At 55.3% G+C, this 17,071-nt stretch carries 14 protein-coding genes and 1 riboswitch; of the genes, 5 read left to right on the top strand and 9 right to left on the bottom strand.

The window, feature by feature from the left end:
- The first annotated feature begins 171 nt into the window (after positions 1 to 171).
- On the top strand, positions 172 to 588 hold the full coding sequence (gene arfB / locus HALTITAN_RS20350; protein ID WP_027960041.1) for an alternative ribosome rescue aminoacyl-tRNA hydrolase ArfB: 417 nt from the start codon (positions 172 to 174) through the stop codon (positions 586 to 588).
- Complete coding sequence (locus HALTITAN_RS25010) at positions 588 to 833, top strand: DUF1289 domain-containing protein (protein ID WP_083868861.1); 246 nt, start codon at positions 588 to 590, stop codon at positions 831 to 833. Before arfB ends, HALTITAN_RS25010 begins: the two co-directional genes overlap by 1 nt.
- Here HALTITAN_RS25010 and HALTITAN_RS20345 read toward each other — a convergent pair.
- The 6 genes from HALTITAN_RS20345 to HALTITAN_RS20320 form a co-directional block, all read right to left on the bottom strand.
- Complete coding sequence (locus HALTITAN_RS20345; RefSeq protein ID WP_009288221.1) at positions 800 to 1,864, bottom strand: proline racemase family protein; 1,065 nt, start codon at positions 1,862 to 1,864, stop codon at positions 800 to 802. The genes HALTITAN_RS25010 and HALTITAN_RS20345 overlap by 34 nt on opposite strands.
- Before the next feature lie 11 nt (positions 1,865 to 1,875).
- A complete protein-coding gene (locus HALTITAN_RS20340) occupies positions 1,876 to 3,054 on the bottom strand; it encodes an alcohol dehydrogenase catalytic domain-containing protein (protein ID WP_039860269.1) in 1,179 nt (392 codons plus the stop codon).
- A 45-nt stretch (positions 3,055 to 3,099) separates the two neighbouring features.
- Positions 3,100 to 3,678, bottom strand: coding sequence for an NnrU family protein (locus tag HALTITAN_RS20335; protein ID WP_009288219.1), 579 nt, complete (start codon positions 3,676 to 3,678; stop codon positions 3,100 to 3,102).
- A gap of 164 nt (positions 3,679 to 3,842) precedes the next feature.
- Positions 3,843 to 4,811 (bottom strand): magnesium/cobalt transporter CorA, encoded by a 969-nt coding sequence (gene corA / locus HALTITAN_RS20330; RefSeq protein WP_009288218.1) that lies wholly within the window; start codon positions 4,809 to 4,811, stop codon positions 3,843 to 3,845.
- Entirely contained in the window at positions 4,783 to 6,195 is a 1,413-nt protein-coding gene (locus tag HALTITAN_RS20325) for a sodium:solute symporter family transporter (protein ID WP_009288217.1), read from the bottom strand. Before HALTITAN_RS20325 ends, corA begins: the two co-directional genes overlap by 29 nt.
- A riboswitch (TPP riboswitch) is annotated at positions 6,185 to 6,290 on the bottom strand. (Overlaps the previous gene by 11 nt.)
- A 124-nt stretch (positions 6,291 to 6,414) precedes the next feature.
- Positions 6,415 to 6,996: a peroxidase-related enzyme gene (locus tag HALTITAN_RS20320; protein ID WP_022522537.1), complete on the bottom strand. Its 582-nt coding sequence runs from the start codon at positions 6,994 to 6,996 to the stop codon at positions 6,415 to 6,417.
- A gap of 178 nt (positions 6,997 to 7,174) precedes the next feature.
- Between HALTITAN_RS20320 and HALTITAN_RS20315 the strand changes: the two genes are divergently transcribed.
- Positions 7,175 to 7,867, top strand: coding sequence for a hypothetical protein (locus HALTITAN_RS20315; RefSeq protein ID WP_009288215.1), 693 nt, complete (start codon positions 7,175 to 7,177; stop codon positions 7,865 to 7,867).
- 88 nt (positions 7,868 to 7,955) lie between these two features.
- Here the strand turns inward: HALTITAN_RS20315 and HALTITAN_RS20310 are convergent, their stop codons facing one another.
- Positions 7,956 to 9,455: a CoA-acylating methylmalonate-semialdehyde dehydrogenase gene (locus HALTITAN_RS20310; RefSeq protein ID WP_009288214.1), complete on the bottom strand. Its 1,500-nt coding sequence runs from the start codon at positions 9,453 to 9,455 to the stop codon at positions 7,956 to 7,958.
- Between the two features lie 275 nt (positions 9,456 to 9,730).
- Between HALTITAN_RS20310 and HALTITAN_RS20305 the strand changes: the two genes are divergently transcribed.
- Positions 9,731 to 10,801, top strand: coding sequence for a zinc-binding metallopeptidase family protein (locus tag HALTITAN_RS20305; protein WP_039860267.1), 1,071 nt, complete (start codon positions 9,731 to 9,733; stop codon positions 10,799 to 10,801).
- Here the strand turns inward: HALTITAN_RS20305 and HALTITAN_RS20300 are convergent.
- Together HALTITAN_RS20300 and HALTITAN_RS20295 are read right to left on the bottom strand one after the other, a co-directional pair.
- Positions 10,798 to 11,808 carry an alpha-E domain-containing protein gene (locus HALTITAN_RS20300; RefSeq protein WP_009288212.1) on the bottom strand — a complete coding sequence of 337 codons (1,011 nt, stop codon included), beginning with the start codon at positions 11,806 to 11,808 and terminating at the stop codon, positions 10,798 to 10,800. The two genes, HALTITAN_RS20305 and HALTITAN_RS20300, sit on opposite strands and share 4 nt — an antisense overlap.
- Before the next feature lie 4 nt (positions 11,809 to 11,812).
- On the bottom strand, positions 11,813 to 13,294 hold the full coding sequence (locus HALTITAN_RS20295) for a circularly permuted type 2 ATP-grasp protein (RefSeq protein ID WP_009288211.1): 1,482 nt from the start codon (positions 13,292 to 13,294) through the stop codon (positions 11,813 to 11,815).
- Between the two features lie 364 nt (positions 13,295 to 13,658).
- Between HALTITAN_RS20295 and HALTITAN_RS20290 the strand changes: the two genes are divergently transcribed.
- Positions 13,659 to 17,009: a transglutaminase family protein gene (locus tag HALTITAN_RS20290; protein ID WP_009288210.1), complete on the top strand. Its 3,351-nt coding sequence runs from the start codon at positions 13,659 to 13,661 to the stop codon at positions 17,007 to 17,009.
- Positions 17,010 to 17,071 lie beyond the last annotated feature (62 nt).

Raw genomic sequence — 17,071 nt, 5'->3', positions numbered from 1 at the left:
TAAAACGTGGGCTAAACATCAGGGCTGCAAGCGCCCCATAGTCTCATCAGGCTGGTAGCCCACACATTCGCGAGCTGAAGCTCCCTACCACAAGTGCTGAAAGCCCTCCTTCGTCTCAGGTGTGCCAATTGTGCTAGCCTTATGGGTTCACGAGTAACACAGGGGCCATTAATGCTCACCATTTCTAGCAACGTTACCCTGGCTGATTGGGAGATTGATATTAGCCAGATTCGCGCCCAAGGCGCGGGCGGACAGAACGTCAATAAAGTCGCTTCAGCGGTACACCTGCGCTTCGATATTCTTAGCTCAACACTGCCACCGCTGTACAAAGAGCGCTTAATGGCGCTGTCCGATCAGCGCATCAGTAAAGAGGGCGTGGTGATTATTAAAGCCCAGAGCCATCGTAAGCTTGAGCTGAATAAAGAGGATGCGTTGGCACGCTTAAAAGAGCTGATACAGAGTGCCACCAAGCAGCAAAAAGCACGCCGCGCCACTAAGCCCACCAAAGGTTCACAGCGCCGCCGCGTCGATCACAAAACCCGTAAGGGCAAAATTAAATCGCTGCGCGGTAAGGTGTCGGCCTCTTAATGACTAAAGACACCGCACCTCCTGCTCAGCGCCCCCTTTCGCCCTGCATACAAATCTGTCAGATTGAACCAACAACATCGGTGTGCGAAGGGTGTGGTCGCACGCTGGATGAAATTGCGGTTTGGGGCAGCATGACCGAGGCCGAAAAGACCCCGGTATGGGAACGCTTAATAGCCGAAGGCTATGTTTCTAGGGACTATGTTTCTAGGGGCTATGTTTCTAAAGGCAGGGCTTCCGGCGAGTGACGGTCGCGCAAGATATGGTGTAGCTCGCCACACGCGACCATCGGGTCATCACAGTTAATCACAATATCCGAGTGGGCCAATACATAGCTGCGGCCAGTAATGGTATTTTCCACTACCTGGTAAGCCCCTTCCTGATGGGTGCCAATGAAGGTGCCGATAAACCCCGTCTCACGCAGTGACACCGTCTCTAGCTTATCACCTACATTCAAACGCCCTTCGTAGTTCATTAGCGCTAGACGTGCCGAGGTGCCGGTGCCCGTTGTGCTGCGGCAAATAACGCCTGGATGAACGTAGGTCGTTGACCGTGAACGTGTATACCCCTCCCCTATCTGCTCTTCAGGCCCCATAAAGTGCAAAAATGGCAGAGGCCCCACATCGCCCAGAGTGTAGTGAGAAAAGCCCCGCTGCGCTTTTATTGCCTCAACAATTTTGTAGGCACACTCTGAAAGTGCGCGCTCCTCATCACGCACCAACTTAAAGCCCAGCTCGGTTGCATCGACCAAGGCGTAAAAGCCACCGCTATAGGCGATCGAATAGGTGACTTCGCCAATCCCCGGCACTTGAATCGTATCGCGATAGGTATCGATATAGCTGGGAAGGCCGCCACAAGTAACCGACTCCACCACACCGTTATGCACCTTCGCTTCGATTTGCACTAGCCCCGCCGGCGCTTCAAGCTTAAAGCGCTGTATGCCTTCCTGCTTGGGCACAATGCCGCTCTCCAGCACGGCCGTGGCGGTACACAGCGTGTTGGAGCCAGAGTAAATAGGGTACCCCATCACTTCCATAATGATGTAACCCGCCACCGCCTCAGGGTGAGTGGCCGGCACCAACAAGTCGACCGACATTTCCGGGATGCCGTAGGGCTCTTCGAGCAGCAGGCGGCGCAAACCGTCGGCGTCATCACGCAGGTACTCCATCTGCTCGCGAACGGTGGCGCCAGGCAGAACATCAATCCCCCCTGTGACGATACGGCTAACGTCACCACCGGCATGAGTGTCCATTAGCTGGATGGTATGAAGGTTATGCACTAGCGGCGCTCCTAAACGGCAGAAGAAGGATTTTCAAGGGCGAACGGCGCACCGTGAGATGCCCACTGAGCATCGGGAACAAGCACAATTTTGCCCAGATAATTGCTGCCCCGGTTAACAAAATAGCGCTCGGCGGCATGCAGGTCAGAAAGCTTAAAAGCGGCGTGAAGTACCGGCTTTAATTCCCCACTGCGAATCCACGCCACCAGCTGTTCGGCCTCTTCGCGGGTGCCATGGGAAACGCCAAATATCTGTACTTGGTAAAGGTACACGCGGGTCCACATCATTTCGCTAAGGTTGCCACCGCTGGCACCAGCAATGGAGAGACGGGGGTAGCTCTTACGCCCCTGCATATCGACAATCATGGTGTCAATAAACAGGTTGGTCATCTCACCGCCGACTAAGTCCATCACCGCATCGATTGGTTTGCCGCCAGTGGTTTCCAGCACCCGGTCAACAAACGTCGGTAGGTCGCCACGATCAATGACCGCTTCTGCGCCTAGTGCTTTGAGCGCCTCGGCTTTATCTAACTGGCTAACGGCATACGGAACCGCTCCCACAATACGGCAGAGCTGAATGAGCGCGGTGCCAACACCGCCACTAGCACCACTGACCAGCACACGCTCGCCAGCACTCACCTTGGCGGCAGTCATCATGTGGTAAGCCGTTTGATAAGAGCACATGCCCATTGAGGCCAATTCAGCGTCGTGAAGCTCGGGGTTGGGCACGTGATAAAACTGATCAGCAGGCACAGCGATATACTCAGCAAAGCCGCCGTCGGCTCCATGGCCATAGTAATCCGGGGTTAGATTAATATCACGGCGTTCATCGGCGTAAATATTAAAATCCAGCAAACCTCGCTGACCAATGCGCCCGGCGTCAACGCCCTCTCCCACCGCCACTATGCGGCCAGCGACGTCGGCGCCTTGAATACGCGGGAAAGTTAAGGTTGGCGTACCTCCCATGGCAAAGGACGTGACATCGCCTTTGTCCTTGGTAGGGTACAGCCCTTCACGCGCTTTGCGATCAGTGTTGTTCTTCGCCGTGGCGGTCACCTGCACCAGCACTTCGCCCGCCTTGGGCTGCGGCGTGGCGACATCCTGATGGTATTCCAGCTTTTCGATACCGCCATGTCCGATCAAAAGCATAGCAGCCATTGTGGTGGGCACCGTGTGTGTTGTCTCGGCCATGGAGTGACTCCTAGGTTGGGCTAACGTCAAACTGCTAAAAATAGATTAGCTAAAAACAGGGACGCCAATCAGTACTGTGTGCAAGTAAAAGGCAAACACCACATACGCTACCAAGCCGACGAGTACGGTAACAATGGTGGCCATTTTATGGGTGCTGACGGGCGCGGGCGGTGCAAGACGGCCACGTTTTTTGGCGGCTTTGAACGCCAGGATAGCCCAGATAAGAAAGGCAGCAAAAAAGATAATATCACCCAAGCGACCGTTGGCCAGCAGGTGAGCAAAAGCCCAGACTTTCACCGCCAGCATCATCGGATGGCCAAGTTTGGCCTTAATCGCGTTATGCGGAATGTATGCCGCCACCAGCATAATAAAGGCCGGCACCATCAGCAGCGCCACCGCATGGCGCATTCCCATTGGCGGGTACCAGATATAGATGGGATCAAGGCGCATCTGGCCAAAACCGTATATAGCAATGGCCAGGCCAACGATGGATACCGCCGAATAGGCGACTTTCCAAGTGGTTTCGCCATGTTTCGCAATCTGCTGCTGACGCCAGTTTTCAGCAAAGATACGTACAGAGTGGCTGCCTAAAAAAATCAGCAGCCCGATAATCATAATCGTCATGGAACAACTCCCAGTGAAAACGCTAGTCGACGGCTTTATGCCTTATAGTCTTGGTCGCTGGAGAGGATGCCACACTCAGCCACCGACCACCTATGCATGGGTCAACTTTTTGTTTCCTGGAGTCGTTCTATGGGGAGACTAAACCCCGTCCTTAAAACCTGTCCTTAAAACCAATGCTTGCGCTTAAATAGCCAAATCATGACACCCGCAATACCCAACATGGCTCCCCAGACAAAAAAGTAGCCATACTGATAACGCAGCTCGGGCATATTTTCGAAGTTCATACCGTAAATCCCGGCAATAAACGTGAGCGGCACAAAAATCGCGGTAATCACCGTGAGCACCCGCATGGTGATATTTAGCTGGTGGGAGGAAATAGAGATATAGCCATCGATTAGGTCACCGCAAATGTCGTAGTACATTTGGGTCAATGTGTAGAGGCGTTCGAAGCGATCCGCTACATCGTTGATGGCGTGCAGGGTTTCGCTCTCTTCCCGCGGTAAATGCTCATAGTCATAAGCGGTGAGTTCTTGGGTAATCCCCTGGTGGTAGCTAAAGATGCGGCGCATTTTAACCAGCCGGGAACGGTAAGTGATGATCTTGCGCATTAGCACATCATTACCATTTTCCAGCAGTTCGTCTTCCAGATCGCTTAACGCCGTTTCGAACTCAAGCAGGCTATCGATATAAAAGCCCGCAGAAATATACATCACCCGCAGCGCGACATGTTCCGGCGAATGGGCCAGCAAGGTTTTACCGTGCTCGTTGAATAGCCGTTCTATGGAGAGCGCTTGGCCGGGATGGAGGGTGACCAGAAATCGCTCCCCCACAAAGAAACAGACCTGTTGAGGCAGATAGTTTAGTTCGGCATCAAAGGAGGAGATGCCACGATAAATAATCAAGGTGTGATTATCAAACTCTTCAATTTTTGGCGGATGGCGCTCTTTGTGGGCATCTTGAATCGCCATGGGGTGAAACTCAAACGCCTCTAAAATCGCCCGCTCGCTTTGTTGGGACTCGCCCTGCATATCGATCCAGATATGGCTGCCAGGCGTCGCCTGCCAGACAGCCAACAGGCTTTCATCCCCCTCGTGGGTCTCACCTTCAGGGGTAGTCAGAAGAGTTCGAATCATGGATGTCCTTGCGAATAGCTAGCGTTAAGTAGGCTAACAGCACACTCACCAGCGTTGAGGCGATTAACGCCCCGACGAATGGCCCCAAGGTAGGGACACTGCCCGGAAAACTGGCGGCCACCATCCCGGCGACCAAGCTTCCTTGGCTTAACCACCCTGGGAGAATGGCACCCAGCAGCCCCGCGATGCCACCTACAATGGCGGCCAGTGGCGTCATTCGTTGCCACAGGCCCAACAGCACAGGTACCACAATGGCAGCACACAGCAGGTCGGCAATCAAAAACAGACGCAGTACTGACAACCCCTGCAAGGCAATTAATACCACCGGTACCATTACTACCACTGTCACCCAGCGGGCAGCCACCAGTGATACGCCCTGCTGCTCGCTGCGCGCGACCACCAACGAGGCAATACCATTTTGCAGCGTATCAACGCTGGAGGCCACCAAGGTCACCGCTAATACCAAGGCGGGTAGCGTCAGCCAAACAGGAGCATCACTTAACAGGGCAAAAAATGGCATCGGCGGCTCGCCTAATGGCACACCACTCATCGCGGCCAATACACCCAGACCACCAATCACCATGACGACGACTACCGTCATTGCGCCACCTAACCATGCCCCGCGCCCCAGGCTTTGATCGTCTTGAGCGGCCCACACGCGCTGCCAATAGCCTTGATGGAAGAGATTGGCCGCGGTAACCGCGATCACTAGCGTTAACGCTACGCTGAGCGCACTGGTGATGGGAATGGCAGGAAGCGCAGCCTCGTTGGGAATAGTGGGAAGCCGCCATAGGGCCATGCCACCGACCACACACAGCAGTACCAGTAACAACCACGCCTGCCAACGGTCAGTGGCAAGGCTGGCCCGTAGACCACCTGCCGCAGTATAGATGAGCGTGGTAAGCGCCACGCCAATAATCACCAGTGCGGGGGGCACATCGGAAAGCAGCGCGGTAATGGCGCCAATAGCGGTTAGCTCGGCAGCTAAAAAGCACGCCATATAGGCGATTGATACCAGCGTTACCCAGCGCCTTACACCAGGGCCATAGCACGCTTCGGCAAACTCGGCGATGCTGCGCCCCTCGGGCAGCGCCCGGCGAATCTTCGGCCCATACAGCCCCAAGACGATAAACGGCAGCGCAGAGCCTAATGCATAGCCTGCCAGGGCCAGCGGGCCAACAAAGGCGCCGATTTCAGGAGGAGCAAAGAGAATCCATGCGCCCATGCCGGAGGCAAGGAAGGAGAGCCCCAGGGTAGATGCCGTTTGCGAGTTACGGGCGGTGACATAGTCATCAAGTGGGCCATTCACCCAGCGAGCCCGGAGGCCTAAGTAAGCAAAGCAGCACAGCGCCGCACCAAGCACGGCTAACGTTAGGTAAAGCATGTCGCACTTCCTCCGCCGGTACGAACCGGATCAGGTTCCAGGGTCTGCGTAGCCGCATCTCAGCCCTTTTATGCAGGGCTCCCCTGGCGACAGTGAATGTAGGTGTTTTGCTAAGCGCTTTTTCTAAGTACGTTTTTGGGTACTTTTCGAAGCGCTGTCTCAAGAACTATTCTCAATCAAAATCATAGCTTAGTAAAGTTAAGGTGCGCTGGTCGCCTCTTAGCGAGGCACTCGCCCCATCAGGTAGAACTCCTCATTGGGTGGCGTACCTGCCAGGGTAACCAACCGATTCGACAAGCCAAAAAACGCCGCGATCGCGCCTATATCCCAGCAATCCTCTTGGCTAAAGCCTACTTCCAGCAGGCGGGCAAGCCATTCATCAGTCATTTCACCCACATCGATGGCACAGTGCATGGCGAAATCGAGCATCACCCGGTGGCGCTCGCTAATCGGCGCCACCCGATGGTTGATCGCCACTTGGTCAGCGAGTAGCGGGTCTTTACTGTAAATGCGCACCAGTGCCCCGTGAGCAACCACACAATATAGGCAGCGATTACGTGCGCTGGTAGCCACTACAATCATCTCTTTTTCGGCTTTGGTGAGGGTATCTGATTCGCGCTCCATCAACGCATCGTGATAGGCAAAAAAAGCACGAAATTCAGCAGGGCGATGGGCCAACATCAGAAAGACATTGGGCACAAAACCCGCTTTACCCTGAACGGTCAAAATGGTACTGCGAATATCGTCAGGCAGGTCATCCAATGTTTCAGGCACGTTAAAACGACTTAATGATGAAGACATGCTCACCTCTTTCTTGTTAAGTTTAGCCATCTCATAAAAACGGCTTAGCGGTTGTGTAACAAAAAGCTGAATTAAGAGGCTTTTATTCAGCCGCCCTACTCGCCATACTGAAGATTCGTTCTGTGACAAAAAAACATGCGCTACTCTTAATAAACAGTTCGTTCAAAGGGACACTGTCATGAGCCATAACGAAGCCAAGGAACATACCCCCGGTCGTCTAAACGAGCTGTTTACTGACCCTTACCGAGCATTTGAAAATGATACCGATGAGCGTCAGCTGCACATTCGTATAATGCTGCATATGCTGCTTGCCCGCCCAATGACACGGGGTCAAATGACACTTCGCGTCATTCATGGCTGGGAAAATGGCGGCTGTGAGCCCGAAGACCTCCAGCATGTCGACTATACTCTTGATGGCGTTCCTGACTTTAAGCGCGCTGTACAAGATTTTGAACACGCTTCTAAGCACAACACGCCGTTACCTGCCGACAACAGCGCCATTCTTGCCGCCCCGCTTGCCAATGCAATTGCAGACGCCGAAGCCGAAGGGCAAGACCTTACCAACGATATTCGCGAGACCCCTGCGCGCTGGCCAGCCTTTGAGGGTGGTTTGGCACTATATACGCTGTTTAAAATGTACCATCGGCTGATTTATGGCGAAGATGACACCTACCGCTGCACGCAGTGTGTAACTCCGCTGGGAATGCGCGAAATACATGAGTTTCACCTTGAAGAGGGTGAGTTTGCTCTGCTCGTCCCCCCCGCTGAACACTTTATGGGTAAGGAGTCGCTGTTAGTATTGCATGAAAGCCAGCTCGGCCCCATTGAACAGCTGCTTGAAGAGAGCCTTCCGCTGTTTGACAACTTTTAAGCCAGCCACCTGGCTTGATCTGCCAAGCGGTTAACCGACCTCGTTAGCAACTGGCCCCGCTTAAGCGGAGCCAGTTAGCGCCACTTTTTTAACCCAGCGAAATCGTGCTATTAATACCGCTGGAAACATTCTCGGGTTCAAACCAACGTGCCGTTACGGTTTTTGTTTGTGTCCAGAATGCAATCGCCTGCTTACCATTGGGCCCTAAATCGCCCAGCTTTGAAGCCCTTGACCCGGTGAAACTAAAGTAAGCGACCGGTACGGGGATTGGCACGTTAATACCAATTTGTCCAACATCGATATCGGTTTCAAACCGGCGCGCTACCCAGCCTGAGTTAGTAAAGATGGAGGTACCGTTGCCGTTGGGATTGGCATTGATAAAGGCAATCGCCTCATCCAGGGTTTCAACACTGACCACACACAGCACGGGGCCAAAAATCTCTTCGCGATAAATGGTCATATCGGCGGTTACATCGGCAAACAGGGTCGGCCCCACGAAGTTACCGTTGGGGTAACCCTCTACCTGAACCTTGCGACCATCAACCATCAGTTTGGCGCCCTCTTTCTCCCCTGCATCGATTAAACGTAGTACACGATCACGGGCAGCAGGTGACACCAGCGGGCCCAAGTCCGCATCAAGCTGAGTGCCTGGGCCTACTTTCATTGCTCGCGCCGCATCTACTATATCGCTTAGCCACTCGCGTGCCTCGCCGACAAGCACCACTACCGAGTTCGCCATGCAGCGTTGGCCCGCAGCGCCAAAAGCTGAGCCCAGCAGGTTGTTGATCGCTTGACTACGGTTAGCATCGGGCATAACCACACAGTGATTCTTGGCGCCCATCATCGCCTGCATGCGCTTGCCCGCCGCTGCTGCACGGTTATACAGCAGCGACCCCACATGGGTAGAGCCGATGAACGAGAGCGCTTTGATATCCTGATGATCGGCAATTTGATTGGCCACGTCCGGGCCACCGTGCACTACGTTGAGCACGCCCGCAGGGATACCCGCTTCATGGGCTAGCTCCACTAAGCGCATGGTGGAGCTGGGATCCTGTTCGGAGGGCTTAAGCACAAAGGTATTTCCGGTGGCAATCGCCAGCGGGAACATAAAGCAGGGCAACATAATCGGGAAGTTAAAGGCGGTAATCCCAGCCCCCACCCCCAGCGGTTGGTGCATGGTGTAAACGTCTACCTCGTTGGCAGCGTTTTCGGCTAATTCACCCAACTGCAACGAAGTAATCGAACAAGCGTGCTCTACCACTTCCAGACCACGACCCACTTCGCCTTCCGCATCGGGCAGGGTTTTACCGTGCTCTTCAGTAATCAGTGCCGCGAGTTCAGCGGTATTGTCGCGAATCAGCGCTTGCAGCTTGAGCATAATGCGCATGCGCTTCCCCAGCGGCACTTTACGCCACTCCTTGAACGCTTCTTTGGCACTACTGATAGCGCGTTCTACTTCGTCAGCGGTACAGAACGGCACTCGAGCCACTACTTCTTGCGTCGCAGGGTTGACCACGTCGCGCCACTCCTGGCTCTGTGACTGGACGGGCTGGCCATCGATATACATGGGAATTTCGCGAACGGACATAGCGTTGCTCCTATTTATGGTTGTGGTTGTTATGGTTGCGAGTATTAAAAAAAGCTGTTTTTAAAACGCATCGCGGTAAGACAAGTACACAGGGTATAGCAGCAAGTTGACGTTAACGTCAACCAAGTATCTCATGAGTAAACAAAATCTACGCCAGAACGTCAATTAGCCTTTTCATTGTGGCACCGCGCTGGCTATGCTTCGGCTAATCAGTGTGCCGCAGGCTTGCGGATCGCCCACGGCGAAAGCGCGTGTTTAAACACAGGGAATTATCTATGCAGACCTTTCACTGCCGCTGTGGCAATACGCTGTTCTACGAAAACACCCACTGCCTTGCCTGTCAGTCAGAAGTAGGCTGGTGCCCTGCTTGTAGCAATATCGTGGCCATTGAGCCCTTGGATAACGGCGGCTATCGCTGTACCCACCCGGGTTGCGATACAGCGCTAATGAAGTGCCACAACTACGCTGTTGAAAACGTATGTAATCGGCTGGTGGTGATGGAGCACGGCCAAGCGGACACGCTCTGCGACTGCTGTCGTTACAACGAAGTAATACCCGACCTCAATATTGCAGGCCACCGTGAGCGTTGGGCGGCACTAGAGGCTGCTAAACGGCGCCTTTTTCATACTCTGGACCTACTTAAACTTCCCCACGGTACCAAAGACGACGACATTGCTGTGCCGTTAAGCTTCTCATTTATGGCTGATGCCCTCCCCGACCAGGGCTTATGGCGTTCCACCGCCAAGACAGAGAAGGTGTATACCGGCCATGCAGCAGGGCATATCACCATCAACATCAAAGAAGCCGACGACGTTGAACGCGAGCGCTTGCGGGTCGACATGAACGAATCCCATCGCACATTAATTGGTCATTTCCGCCATGAAATCGGCCACTACTATTGGGATGTATTGGTTAAGGATCGCGATGAAGAGAATTGCCGTGCGGTATTTGGCAATCACCACCGGCCAACCTATGCCGAAGCGTTAGAGCGCTACTACCAGCAGGGGGCGCCCAGCGACTGGCCTAATCGCTTCATCTCTGCTTACGCCACCATGCACCCCTGGGAAGATTTTGCTGAAACATTTGCCTACTACTTGGATATGGTCGCCGTGCTGAATACCGCACTGCACATGGGCATTACCCCCGTTGAGTACGACGGCAGTCTGGAGAGCATGCTGATTGCCTTTCATCAGGTAGGGATGGCAGTGAATGAGCTCAACCGGGATATGGGCCTGCTCGATTTGGCCCCAGGAGTGCTTGCCCCAGCGGTGCGCGAGAAGCTGGCGTACCTGCATCGAATCGTGCAGGCCGCCAGCCCGCTAGAGCGCGGCTCCCCCACTGGTTAGTCGTTATCGTTATCCCCTGCGTGGCTTTGACTCTGGCTCTGACTCTGGTTTTGGGTGACGCGGGGCACGCTGTCGTCATTCACAAAGTAGGTTGCGCTAAGCGTATCGTGGATAGCGGCAAAGCCGATCTGCAGTTCGTCGATAAACAGGTGCAGCTTGCTGGGTGAGTGGGCCAGCGCTTGAATATCAGCATCCACCACATCGGCGCGCACCAGTGAAACGGTCGCTGCCGGTCGATCCTGTCTTGGCAGTAGCGTCAGCTCATGGCCCAGCGTCTCCAAGCTGCAGGCAATGGAGCGTGGCAGATTAGGATCTTGCAGCAAAAAGCGCAGCACATCAGGGCCCCGAACGCGTAAGCGTACCTGCTGACGGTACATTTGGTAGGCGGTGAGCGATTTGAGTACGCTCATCCACTGCAGGTTTTCAAACGGCAGCAGCTCTTCAGGGTTTTGCGGCAGCAGGCTGGCAGAGCGCACATCCACGATGCGAGTAGTCATATCGGCCCGCTCTAACTGACGCCCCAGCTCAATAAAGGTACGCGCAGGGCCATGGCTTAACGTGCCTTCAATCAGGCCCGTCAACGCCTGGCAGCTACGGATGACGCTTTTGAGAAAGCTATCGCGACGGCGTGGACTAACACCGTTTTCGGCATGATCGGCCACGCTCAGATAGAGCTGGTTAACCTCTTCCCAAATCTCCCGGGGCACCACATCCCGAGTGGTTCTGAGGTTCTCACGGGCACTGGCAAGCGCAGAGATAATCGAAATATCATTGTCAGTATCAGCGCATAAAAAGTGCACCACATTGCGTTCATCAAAGTCTTTATGGCGTGCGGTAAAGGCTTCCAGACTGCCGGTCATTTCGATAAGCGGTGCCCAACCTAACGGCAGGCGCCCCGGCAAATCGAGCATAAGGTGGCTATTGACACTCAGCAAACGGGCAGTGTCTTCCGCACGTTCAATATAGCGCGCCATCCAGTAGAGGTTCTCTGCAACGCGTGACAGCATGGCGTTAGGCTCCTTTCACCGCGGCCGCTGCCGCCTTATCGTCGGTTTCTACAATCCAGGTGTCTTTACTGCCGCCACCTTGAGAAGAGTTCACCACCAACGAACCCTCTATCAATGCCACGCGGGTTAGTCCACCGGTGGTGACGTGGATTTCTGGCCCCGACAGAATGAAGGGGCGCAAATCCACATGGCGCGGCTGCGGTAATCCATTCGCCAGCGTAGGCGTGGTCGACAGTGCCAGGGTCGGTTGAGCCATATAGTTGCGCGGGTTCGCCTTAATCAAGCGGGCAAACTCTTCGCGGGTCTCTTTGGTTGAGCGTGGGCCAATGAGCATGCCGTAGCCCCCCGACTCATTGGCCGGTTTCACTACCAATTCATCCAGGTGGTCGAGTACATAGCGGCGATCGTCCTCGAACATACACAGGTAGCTGGGCACGTTGGGGATCAGCGGCTCTTGATCGAGGTAGTAGCGAATCAACGCGGGAACAAAGGCGTAAACGACCTTATCGTCCGCCACGCCGGCCCCCGGAGCATTGGCAAGTGCTACTTTCCCCGCCCGCCAGGCGCGCATTAGGCCCGCCACCCCCAGCATGGATTCCGGGTTAAATGCTTCCGGGTCGAGAAACTCATCGTCTACACGGCGGTAAATAACATCGACCCGGCGTAGCCCTTCCACGGTGCGCATGTACACCACATCATCGTCATCAACGAGTAGATCACTTCCCTGCACCAGCTCGACGCCCATTTGCTGGGCAAGATAGGCGTGCTCAAAATAGGCAGAGTTGTAGATCCCGGGGGTCAGTACCACTACCTGGGGGTCATCACCTGGCCTTGGCGACATCGCCGCCAGCATGTCGTAAAGCTGAGCCACATAGTCATCAACGGGCAAAATCTTGCCTGAGGCGAACAACTCCGGCAGTACCCGCTTGGTGACATTGCGGTTTTCCAGCATGTAGGAGACACCGGAAGGAATGCGTAAGTTATCCTCCAGCACGTAGAGCGTCCCGTCGCCATCGCGCACCAGGTCAGAGCCACATACATGAGCCCATACGCCGTGAGGGGGGTTAATGCCAACACACTGGGGGCGGAAATTAACCGATTGTGCCAGCACCTCGGCGGGCAGTACTTTGTCCTTAATGACTTTTTGATCATGGTAAAGGTCATCGATAAATAGATTCAGCGCCTGCACGCGCTGCTTAAGGCCTGCCTCGGTTTTACGCCACTCACTGGCGGGAATGATTCGCGGCACAATATCAAAGGGCCAGGCACGGTCAATCATCGCGCCTTCAGAGTAGACGGTGAAGGTAATCCCCATGGTACGAATAGCGATCTCCGCCGCGGTTTTTCGCTCCGCTAACTCCTCGGCGCTAAACCTTGCCAACATGTTGCACAATTCACCCGCTGACTCGCGTGGCTGACCGGGAGCGGCCATCAGCTCATCGTAGTAATCACGACACGCATAGTTATTCCAATTCACTTGGCTCATGGGCGCTCTCCTGGCGCTGGGGTGGAAGCGGCAACTTCCTCAATGCTCAGTGTAGGCCTGCCGCGTGCAAAACAATCAAACAATTGAGAGCAAAATGCGTACCATCTTTTGCGATATTTCAACGTTCACTTACTTAAACGCTACTTGACAGAGAGCACGAGAAAATTAAAGCGCTTTTATGCGCCGCATTGGTGCATAAAAGTGGCGTCAAATTGGTGCGCAAAGCGCTTTCCACTTTAGTTAAACGTCTTAGTTAAGATAGCGGCTGCAAAAAAGTAAAAGTGGAACGATACTTGCGAAACGTTCGGTTATTCCTTAACCCAACCGACCAGCCGGTTAATAACGGTTCTTTTGAGGGTGGCTCATGACCATTCGCGTTGCCTTGTATCATCGTACGACGTACCACTTTGACCGCCCGGTGCGTCTTTCGCCCCATGTTATTCGACTGCGCCCAGCGCCCCATTGCCGCACTCACATTGAGTCGTACTCGCTCAAACTCTCCGGCGATGACCACTTTTTAAACTGGCAACAGGATCCGTTTGGCAACTTCAATGCCCGTGTGGTGTTCCCTGAACCGCGCCAAGAGTTAACCATTGCCGTCGAGCTAATCGCCCCGATGACGGTGATCAACCCGTTCGATTTCTTTTTGGACGATATTGCGCAAACGATTCCCTTTGCTTACCCAGAAGCGCTGCGCCAAGAACTAAGCCCCTATCTTGAAATAACCGAATCAGGGCCACGGCTGATGGAGTGGCTCAAAGCCGTTCCCCGTGAACCGACTACCACCGTCGATTTTCTGGTCGCGCTTAATCAACGCCTGCAGAATGACATCGGTTACCTAGTGCGCCTGGAGCCCGGTGTCCAGAGCTGCGAAGAGACGCTGACACTCGCCAGCGGCTCCTGCCGCGACAGTGCCTGGCTGCTGGTGCAAATTTTCCGCCATCTGGGCCTCGCCGCTCGTTTTGTGTCCGGCTATCTCATTCAGCTCAAGTCAGATGTTAAAGCGCTGGACGGCCCTAGCGGCAGCGAGGTGGACTTCACCGACCTGCACGCCTGGACCGAAGTCTTCCTGCCCGGCGCCGGCTGGGTAGGCCTTGACCCCACCTCAGGTCTATTCGCTGGCGAAGGACACATTCCCCTCGCCGCCACTCCGACGACGGGTAGCGCCGCGGCCATCACCGGATTTTCGGATAAGTGTGAAGTCACCTTTGATGTGACCATGGAGGTCGAGCGCATCCATGAAGACCCACGGGTCACCAAGCCCTATAGCGATGAACAGTGGCACCGTATCTGCACGCTGGGCGACCAAGTGGACGCTGAACTCTTACAGCAGGACGTTCGCCTTACTATGGGGGGCGAACCCACGTTTGTATCCGTCGACGATATGGAGAGCCCACAGTGGAATACCGAAGCGTTAGGTGAGCACAAGCGCGAGCGCGCCGAGGCACTGCTAACCCGGCTGCAAGCCGCCTATGAGCCCGGCAGCGCTATTCAGCAACAGCAGGGCAAATGGTACCCCGGTGAACCGTTACCGCGCTGGGCGCTGGCCTGCTATTGGCGGAAAGATGGCGTGCCGCTATGGCGAGATCCAAAATGGCTAGCTTGTATGGAAGGCGCCCCCAAGGTAGCCGTGGATGACACCACTGCCCAACGCTTTACCAAAGCACTTAGCGAACGCCTGGGCGTGGCTGAGCGCTACTGGATTCCGGCGTATGAAGATGCCTACTACTACCTCTGGAAAGAGCAATCGCTGCCGGTCAATGTCGACCCACGCGAAGCCAATCTAAAAGATGACGCCGAACGCCACCGTTTAGCTCGCTTATTGGAGCAGGGGTTAGACGAAGTCGTGGGCTACGCCCTGCCGCTGCGCCACTCGATCAGCCAAGCCCACCGCTGGGAGAGCGGCCGCTGGCCGCTCAAGCGCGACCACTTATTTCTGGTGCCCGGCGATTCGCCCATGGGCCTACGCTTACCCCTTTCAACGCTTCCCTGGGCTGACCCAGAGGAGCAGCCGCAGCCTGAATCGCTGTTCGCTCCTCGGCCTGAGCTGGGTGATATTCACGGTGAAGTTGCCCGCCGCAACGCCGAACAGCTACATATCAGTGATGCCGAACGCTTGGGGCGCTCAAGCCACCCGAGCCCATCACACCCCGAGGGCGAATCCGTTCAACAGCAGCCCCAGGCAAACAGCGATAGGGAAAGTAATGTTATTCACACCAGCCTATGTGTGGAGCCAAGGGATGGTCGCCTAAATATTTTCCTGCCCCCGCTGACCGGCTTAGAGCACTACCTGGATCTACTTAGCACCGTTGAGGAGTGCGCCAAGGAACTCGCTTGCCCGGTCATGATAGAGGGCTACTCGCCACCTCGGGATCCGCGTCTGGAAAATTTTATGATCACCCCCGACCCAGGCGTGATCGAAGTGAATATTATGCCTGCGGCCAGTTGGCAAACCCTGGTTGCACAAACCGAACGGCTGTATGCGGAAGCCCGTGAAACCCGCCTGGGCACTGAAAAGTTTATGCTCGATGGCCGCCACACCGGTACCGGCGGTGGCAACCATGTCACCCTGGGCGGGTTGACGCCTGACGATTCACCGTTTTTGCGTCGTCCGGATCTGCTCGCCAGTTTAGTCACCTACTGGCAGCACCACCCGAGTCTCTCTTACCTGTTTTCGGGTCTGTTTATTGGCCCCACCAGCCAGGCGCCGCGGGTGGATGAAGCTCGCCATGAAGCCCTCTATGAGCTGGAGATCGCCCTACAGCAAATGCCCGAAGGCGAAGTGGTGCAGCCCTGGCTGGTCGATCGCTTATTGCGCCACCTGCTCACCGACTTAACCGGCAATACTCACCGCGCCGAATTCTGTATCGACAAGCTCTACTCGCCGGATAGCGACAGCGGTCGCCTCGGCTTACTGGAACTACGCGGCTTTGAGATGCCACCCCATGCCCGCATGGGGCTGATGCAGATGCTGCTGATCCGCGCACTGGTAGCCCGCTGCTGGAAAACGCCCTACCGAGCCAAACCGGTGCGCTGGGGCAGCGCCTTGCAGGATCGCTGGATGCTTCCCCACTACCTCTGGAGCGACCTTGACGACGTGCTGGGTGACTTGCGCCACCACGGCTTCGATTTTGATCTAGAGTGGTTCGCCCCCTTCCTGGAGTTTCGCTTCCCGCTGCACGGACGCTTGCACACCCCCATGCTGGATATTGAGCTGCGCCAAGCCATCGAACCCTGGCATGTATTGGGCGAAGAGGCCTCAGCTGGCGGCACTGCCCGCTACGTGGATTCCTCAGTGGAGCGCCTGGAAGTCAAGGTGAGTGGCATGAGCGGTGACCGCTATGTGGTGACCTGCAACGGCCGCCGGGTGCCCCTTTCAGCTACCGGCAGAAACGGCGAAGCGGTGGCCGGGGTGCGTTACCGCGCTTGGCAGCCGCCCTCGGCGCTGCATCCGCAGATCCCCATTCACGCGCCGCTGGTGTTTGATGTGATCGACACCTGGAACCAGCGCTCAGTCGCGGGCTGTACTTACTACGTAGTGCACCCCACAGGGCGTAATTTCGATACCTTCCCGGTCAATGCGTTTGAAGCCGAAGCGCGAAGACTGGGGCGTTTTAGTGACAGCGGCCATAGTCATGGCCATCAGGTTCCCAAGCTGGAAACCCCCAGCCTGGAACTGCCGCAGACCCTCGACCTGCGCTGGACGCCTAGCTAATGCTTTTCTCTTAGCGACTAGTGCAGGATAATCCGCCTCCTACTGCTTAGGATTACAAGGAT

Source organism: Vreelandella titanicae BH1, assembly GCF_000336575.1.
Classification (GTDB): Bacteria; Pseudomonadota; Gammaproteobacteria; order Pseudomonadales; family Halomonadaceae; genus Vreelandella; species Vreelandella titanicae.
The sequence above is the reverse complement of the archived record's forward strand: the minus strand, read 5'-3'. Positions and strand labels throughout refer to the sequence as shown.